Origin of the sequence: Actinoplanes siamensis, assembly GCF_016862395.1 — a bacterium.
Taxonomy (GTDB): domain Bacteria; phylum Actinomycetota; class Actinomycetes; order Mycobacteriales; family Micromonosporaceae; genus Actinoplanes; species Actinoplanes siamensis.
Map to the genome: position 1 here is coordinate 21,840 of NZ_BOMW01000042.1, position 6,000 is coordinate 27,839.

Genomic DNA, 6,000 nt, shown 5'->3' on the forward strand with positions numbered 1-6,000 from the left:
TCGCTGAACCGCCCGGGAAATCATACCTCGCATTGATCCACGGGATTCAAACGCTGTCCGACACCCGAGGGGAGACCGAACCATGCCCGCTCGGATTCCCGCACGGAAGTGCCGCTCACTCCGTGTCGGTGGGCGCGTCCCCGCCCTGGACGCCCGGAAAAGTCGGTCACATAAGGGGAACCGTCATACAAAGGAGATTCCATGAAGACTCGAATGGCCATGTTGGCCGCCCTGGCAGTTCTCGGCGCCGCGGTTTCAGCACCTGGAACCGCATACGCCGGCGCGAGGGACAATGAAGATGCTCGCGTCTCGGGAGTCAGGGGCGTCCCGGCGGAGCCTTGCCCCAGCCAATATTTCTGCCTCTACACCCGGTCGAATCACTCCGGTCAGGTGTTCAAACTGTTCCGGTGCCAGACGTACGGCATCGGCATGTGGAACGGTATCGGGTCGTATTACAACCACGACGGCGGCGGAAAGCACGCCAAGTTCCTGGACAAGGGCAGGAAAGAGATCCTCAACATCCCGCCCTATCCGGACAGTGGCCACTCAAGCAGCAGGTACGATTTCAGGCCGGTTTGGTACGTCACTGCATGCTGAGGCGTGTTTCGAGAGTGATGGTCGCTGGTGGGTGTGGCGGTGATCGAAAACTGAAGAGGTTTCCACTGGCGGATCCGGGCGACCGGCCGCGCCCACGCCAGCCGCTGTAACCGCGGCTGGCGTGCGCTCGCGCGGGATCAAGACGTGCATTCCCAGCACCAGGACCACCAGCAGCATCACCGCCTTCATCTCGACGCCCAGGCGGACGATCGTCCCCGCGGTGCCAGATGGTGACGGCACGGTCCTGGCCGCGATCGCGGGCGATCGCCGGACTGGTCGTCGCGGGATGTGGCGTCGGGCATGCCGCCGCGGCGCGGGTGCCCACCCGGCCGGCAATGGCGCGACTGCCGACATCGCCGCGAGGTTTGCCCTCCCCTGACGGGATCTCGGCAATGTGGTGCAGGTATCCGATGGCCGAAATGCGCGAGTGTCGCCAGTGCGGACTGAGGCCGCGGAATGCCCGACATTGTCCGGCGGTCCGGAGTCAATTCGTGAACGGGCGAAAGCTCCGTTCTTTATGGTTTCGGTGACCAGGCGATGGGCTCCACCTACCGTTGAGGGAATGGGAATCAGAGGAATCAGAACCATTAAGCTCGCGGCCGCTGTTCCGGTCGCGCTGGCGGTCACGCTCGCGGCGCCCGCGGCCATCCCACGGTTGTCCACGAGCGCCACGGCGGCCCCCGTCACGGCGGCCGACCCCAAAGCGGCCGATGACATCAAACCGGACCGGCTGAAGCGTGCGCTTCTCACCGCGGACCAGCTGCCGAAGGGCTACCAGTCGGTGCCGTTCGGCGATGGGGCCAGCCTGTTCTCGGGAGTGTACGATCGATCCACCATCGGGGGCGATCCGTGCGATGCGTTGCGCCAGCTGGTCAACACACCGCCACCCACGGTCGGGGTACCTCAGCCGAAATCCGCGTCAGGAGGCAGCCCGCCGGCGCCGCGCGGCGCGTCGTCCTCCCGCGGCATGTCCACCGCCAGCCTGACGCTCCTGCCGTCCGGGAGGACCACGGCGGCTCAAAGCCACATCCCGGTCCAGGCCGCCCTGTTCGTAACCGACGGCCCCGGCCCGATCGTGGTGCAGTCCCTGGCGGACCTCGGCCGAAGGTGGTCCCGTGACCAGGTCCGCAACACCGAGCAGATGCTCCTGCGATGCCCCGAAGCCCGTCTCCACGGTTTCAGTTTCACCGCGACCCCGCTGTGGACGCCGCAACTCGGTGACCGATCGGTCGCGTTGGACTTCACCGTCAAGTTCTCCTCGGAGGGCCCGACCTCGGACTCCGTCGACCTGTACGGGCAGAGCCTCGTCGTCGCCTACAAGAACGTGTCGATGAATCTCGTAACCGGCAGCATCCGCCAGGACGACATCAAAACGGCCCAGCTGATGGAGCTGGCCAAGAGCGCCATGCACAACCTCAGAAAGGCGAACTGGTAACAGCCGTCACGCTCCGCTGAGGATCAGGCCGCTGATCGGGACGCCGGTGCCGGCCGTGACCGGTACCGGGGTTCCCCGGCACCTGGTGCACGGCTGTGCCCCGCACCTGACGTACCGCCTCCGCGATCTCGTTCATGCCGTGGATGTACGCCTCGCCGAGCTGCCCACCGTGCGGGTTGATCGCCAGCCGGTCCTCCGCGATCACGTACCGGGCCTCCCCACGCCCGGAGAATCCCAGTTCTTCCAACTGCGGCAAGTGTCCCAGGCACGTGGAGGCGATTCCACGCGCCGCTCGTGGCTACGGAAGGAAGTTCACCATGAAACCCCTGCTGTTGCTCGTTCCGGCCGCCACCCTCGGCGCCCTGCTGGTGTCCGGATGCCAGAGCGCGCCCACCGCAAGCGCCGGTTCTCCCGCACGCGCGACCACGACGGCCGCCGGTGACACGTCCGGAGCGGGCGGCGGGGCCGGTCAGCCGACATCGCGGGCCGCCACGACGAAGCAGAGCGGCGGCGCCTCCACCAGGCGGGGCGGCGCCACCACCGGCGGCACGCCGTCGTGCAGGATCAGCCAACTCGCCGTCAGTATCGGCGGCCAGCAGGGCAGCGCCGGCCACAGCGCCGGCGCGATCCGCTTCCGCAACGCCGGCCCGAACGCCTGCCGGCTCCACGGCTACCCCGGGGTCGCCGCGCTCAACTCTGTCGGCAAACAAGTCGCTCAGGCACAGCGCACCCCGCGCGGTTACATGGGCGGCCTCGGCGCCGGTCAGCACACCCCCACCACGGTCACGCTGGCGCCGGGACACACCGCGTCCGCGCTGGTCGAGGCCGAGAACGCCGCGCCCGACGGCAGCTCCTGCGGCGCCACCCCGGCGCTGCTGGTGACCCCGCCCGACGAGACACACCGGGTAAAGCTCAGCTGGCAGGGCGGATGCAGCAGCTTCCAGATCCACCCGGTGGTCCCCGGCGACACCGGCCAGGGCGGCACCGGCCCCGGCTGACCGGCGGCGCCATTCTGTCGGGTAAGCACGGTCACCAGCATCGAGTCCACCTGCTGGAAACAACGATAACCGCCATTCTGGTTCCCGTTTTCCTCTCCAAATCCGACTTTGGAACCTGGGTGAGCGCTTCACGGTAGTCGTCGACGGAAACGTTACGGGGAGCCGAAAGGCTTGTGGACGGAGTTCCATGCTATTCAGGACCGACCATTCGATGACCATTTCGGTAATTATTCCGACGTGCCATCGCAGCGCTCTTCTCGCCGAGGCGCTGCGCGGGCTGATCCGGACCACCCGCGACGGCGCGCCACAGGGTTTCCACTCGATCGGCGTGCGGACACCCTTGCCTGACCAGTCCGTGGACGTCGTGCTGAACACCGCCGGTCTCCGCGGTCTCTGGCACCGCTGGAACCTCGACGTGCTCGCGGAGGCCCGCCGCATCGGGCGAGAGGCGCGCGCGCTCGGGCTGGACGTCTGATGTCCCTGCACGTGGACGCTGGGGCCGCCCTGGCAATCGACGGTGGCCCGCCGGTTCGCTCCGCGGAGGCGCCGTGGCCCCGATGGCCGGTCGCCGCACCCGGGGCGGAGGACATGCTGCGGCAGGTGCTGCACAGCCGACAGTGGGCCATCACCAGCCCCCACGAGGGGGAGCTGTTCGAACGCCGGTTCGCCGAGATGTTCGCCGGCTATCTCGGCGCCCGGCACTGCGTGCCCACCGACCACGGCTCAAGCGCCCTGGTGATCGCGTTGGAATCGCTCGGCCTGTCCGAGGGCGACGCGGTGCTCGTCCCGGCGCTGACCTGGGTCGCCACCGCCACCGCGGTGCTGCGTGCCGGCCTTCTCCCGGTGCTGGCGGACATCGATCCGCGTACCGGATCGATGGCTGCCGGCGCGCTGTCCGAACACCCCGACATCCGCGCCGTCGTCGTGGTGCACTGGGCCTGCGGCATGGCCGACGTCCCGGCCATCGACGCCGTCGCCGCACCCCGCGGCATCGCCGTCATCGAGGACGCCGCACAGGCCCACGGCGCGCGCTGGGCTGGCCGTGCCGCCGGCACACTGGGTCGCCTCGGCTGTTTCAGCATGCAGCACTCCAAGGTCCTGACCTGTGGCGAGGGCGGCGCCGTCGTCACAGGCGACGAGGTGCTGGCCGGGCAGCTGGAGGAGCTGCGCGCCGACTCGCGGCGCTACCGGGGCCGGACCCCCGTGGGTGAGCTGCCCCTCGCCGAGACCGCCACGACGATGGGCGCGAACTTCTGTCTCAGCGAGTTCGGCGCCGCGTTGCTCTGCGCCCAGCTGCCGCTGCTGGACGCCCAGCACGTCGTGCGCAACCGCAACTACGAGCTGCTGCGGCAGCTGCTGGCGTCGGTCGCCGGGGTGCGCCTGCTGGACCGGCCTCCGGAGCAGGACGCCCTGTCGCTCTACGAGGTGCCGATCATCTTCGACCCGCTGCCGGCCGGTTCGGGCAACACGTGGGCGGCGGCGGCGCTGACCGCCGAGATCAGCATGCGGGCGTACCCGCCCCGGGCGCCGCTGCATCGCAGCCCGCTGCTGCAGCCGTGGAAAAAATCGACTATCGCGGGCCTGGCTGGCCGGTTCGCCGCCCGGCACCGCGACCGAGTCTTCCCGCACGCCGAATACCTGGCGAGACACGCGGTCCTGCTGCACCACAGCGCCTTTCTCGGGGCCGAACGGGACATGCGCGATCTGGCCCGGGCCGTCGCCAAGGTGGCCCGGCACGCGGAGAGAACAGCCGGCCGTGACTGAGCCGGTGTCTCCCGGGGTGTCGGTGGTCGTGCCGGCCCTCGGCCGGGTCGCATCGACACGCCGCCCGAAGGTCGAGTACCGCCTGCCAATGGGTTGACAGTCATCTATGTAATGCCGGACGGTCAAGGGATGCACACACACCGTTTCCGTGCATTGCTGGCCGTTCTGCTCTCCACCGGCGCGCTGCTCCTGGTCGCCGGTCGCGCCGCAGCGGCGGCGGCGCCCTCCGCGCCCGCCAACCTCCACGTCACCTCCGTCAGCCCCACCTCCGTGACCCTCGCCTGGACCGCTTCCACCGGCGATCCCGTCGACTACTCGCTCACCTACTGGCCCGCCTTCGGCGACGTCGGCTACAGCCAGCACGTCGGCAACGTCACCACCGCAACGATCACGTCCGGCATCAACCCGAACGGTCAGATCCAATTCACCGTCCAGGCCATCGGCGCCGACGGCCACTCCTCAACGGCGAGTAACACGCTCGTCGTGGTCACCCCGGCGAACACCACCGGCGACATGACCGCACCGACCGCCCCCGGCAACCTCACCCTGACCGGCGTCGGACCGGCCGGCGCGCAGCTGACCTGGACGGCGTCCACCGACGACGTGGAGCTGACCGGCTACTACGTCTACCTGTTCGACGGCTGGTACGTGTCCCGGTATCTCGGCACCACGACCGGCACTTCCTTCACCGCGCCGATCCTGAGCACCCAGACCGGCATGGTCCGCTACTACGTACGCGCACGCGACGCGGCCGGCAACCTGTCGATCGCCTCCAACCAGGTATCCACGACCGCCACCCCGCCGACCACACCGTGCAAAGTCGCCTACCAGACGACCAGCGACTGGCCGGGCGGTTTCGTGGCCGAGGTGACGCTGACCAACACCGCGACCACACCGGTCAACGGCTGGTCCCTCACCGTCTCGCTGGGCGGGGACCAGCACGTCACGTCGTCGTGGGCGGCGAAGTGGGTCCAGTCCGGCTCGACGGTGACGTTGACCAACGAAACCTGGAACGCGACGATCCAGCCCGGCGCCGGCATCACGGTCGGCCTGGTCGGCACGTACACGAAGAGCAACGCCCCCGCCACAGTCGCCGCGCTGAACGGCACGGCCTGCACCCTGGCCTGATCTGCGGGGTATCCAGACTTCGGGCGCCCCGGCCCCGCCATCGAAATCGACTGCCGAGCTCTCGCCCGATCAGTGGGG

Annotated in this window: 6 protein-coding genes and 1 pseudogene; 6 read left to right on the forward strand and 1 reads right to left on the reverse strand. The window is 69.0% G+C overall.

Features of this window, described 5'->3' with window-relative positions; all coding sequences use genetic code 11:
• The first annotated feature begins 201 nt into the window (after positions 1-201).
• Entirely contained in the window at positions 202-597 is a 396-nt protein-coding gene (locus Asi03nite_RS21995; protein WP_203682315.1) for a peptidase inhibitor family I36 protein, read from the forward strand.
• 526 nt (positions 598-1,123) lie between these two features.
• A complete protein-coding gene (locus Asi03nite_RS22000; protein WP_203682316.1) occupies positions 1,124-2,032 on the forward strand; it encodes a hypothetical protein in 909 nt (302 codons plus the stop codon).
• Positions 2,033-2,038: 6 nt separating this feature from the next.
• Here the strand turns inward: Asi03nite_RS22000 and Asi03nite_RS22005 are convergent.
• Positions 2,039-2,288, reverse strand: a pseudogene (locus Asi03nite_RS22005) (thiolase C-terminal domain-containing protein); the annotation flags it as partial.
• Between the two features lie 61 nt (positions 2,289-2,349).
• Here Asi03nite_RS22005 and Asi03nite_RS22010 point away from each other — a divergent pair.
• The 4 genes from Asi03nite_RS22010 to Asi03nite_RS22025 all read left to right on the forward strand — a co-directional run bounded on the left by Asi03nite_RS22010 (position 2,350) and on the right by Asi03nite_RS22025 (position 5,922).
• Positions 2,350-3,030 (forward strand): DUF4232 domain-containing protein, encoded by a 681-nt coding sequence (locus Asi03nite_RS22010; RefSeq protein ID WP_203682317.1) that lies wholly within the window; start codon positions 2,350-2,352, stop codon positions 3,028-3,030.
• A gap of 211 nt (positions 3,031-3,241) precedes the next feature.
• The gene (locus Asi03nite_RS22015) at positions 3,242-3,505 is read left to right on the forward strand and encodes a hypothetical protein (protein WP_203682318.1); all 264 of its coding nucleotides are present in this window, start codon (positions 3,242-3,244) and stop codon (positions 3,503-3,505) included.
• Positions 3,505-4,794, forward strand: coding sequence for a DegT/DnrJ/EryC1/StrS family aminotransferase (locus Asi03nite_RS22020; RefSeq protein ID WP_203682319.1), 1,290 nt, complete (start codon positions 3,505-3,507; stop codon positions 4,792-4,794). The genes Asi03nite_RS22015 and Asi03nite_RS22020 overlap by 1 nt, the downstream gene beginning before the upstream one ends.
• Positions 4,795-4,923: 129 nt before the next feature.
• The gene (locus Asi03nite_RS22025; RefSeq protein WP_203682320.1) at positions 4,924-5,922 is read left to right on the forward strand and encodes a cellulose binding domain-containing protein; all 999 of its coding nucleotides are present in this window, start codon (positions 4,924-4,926) and stop codon (positions 5,920-5,922) included.
• The last annotated feature ends 78 nt before the right edge of the window (positions 5,923-6,000 follow it).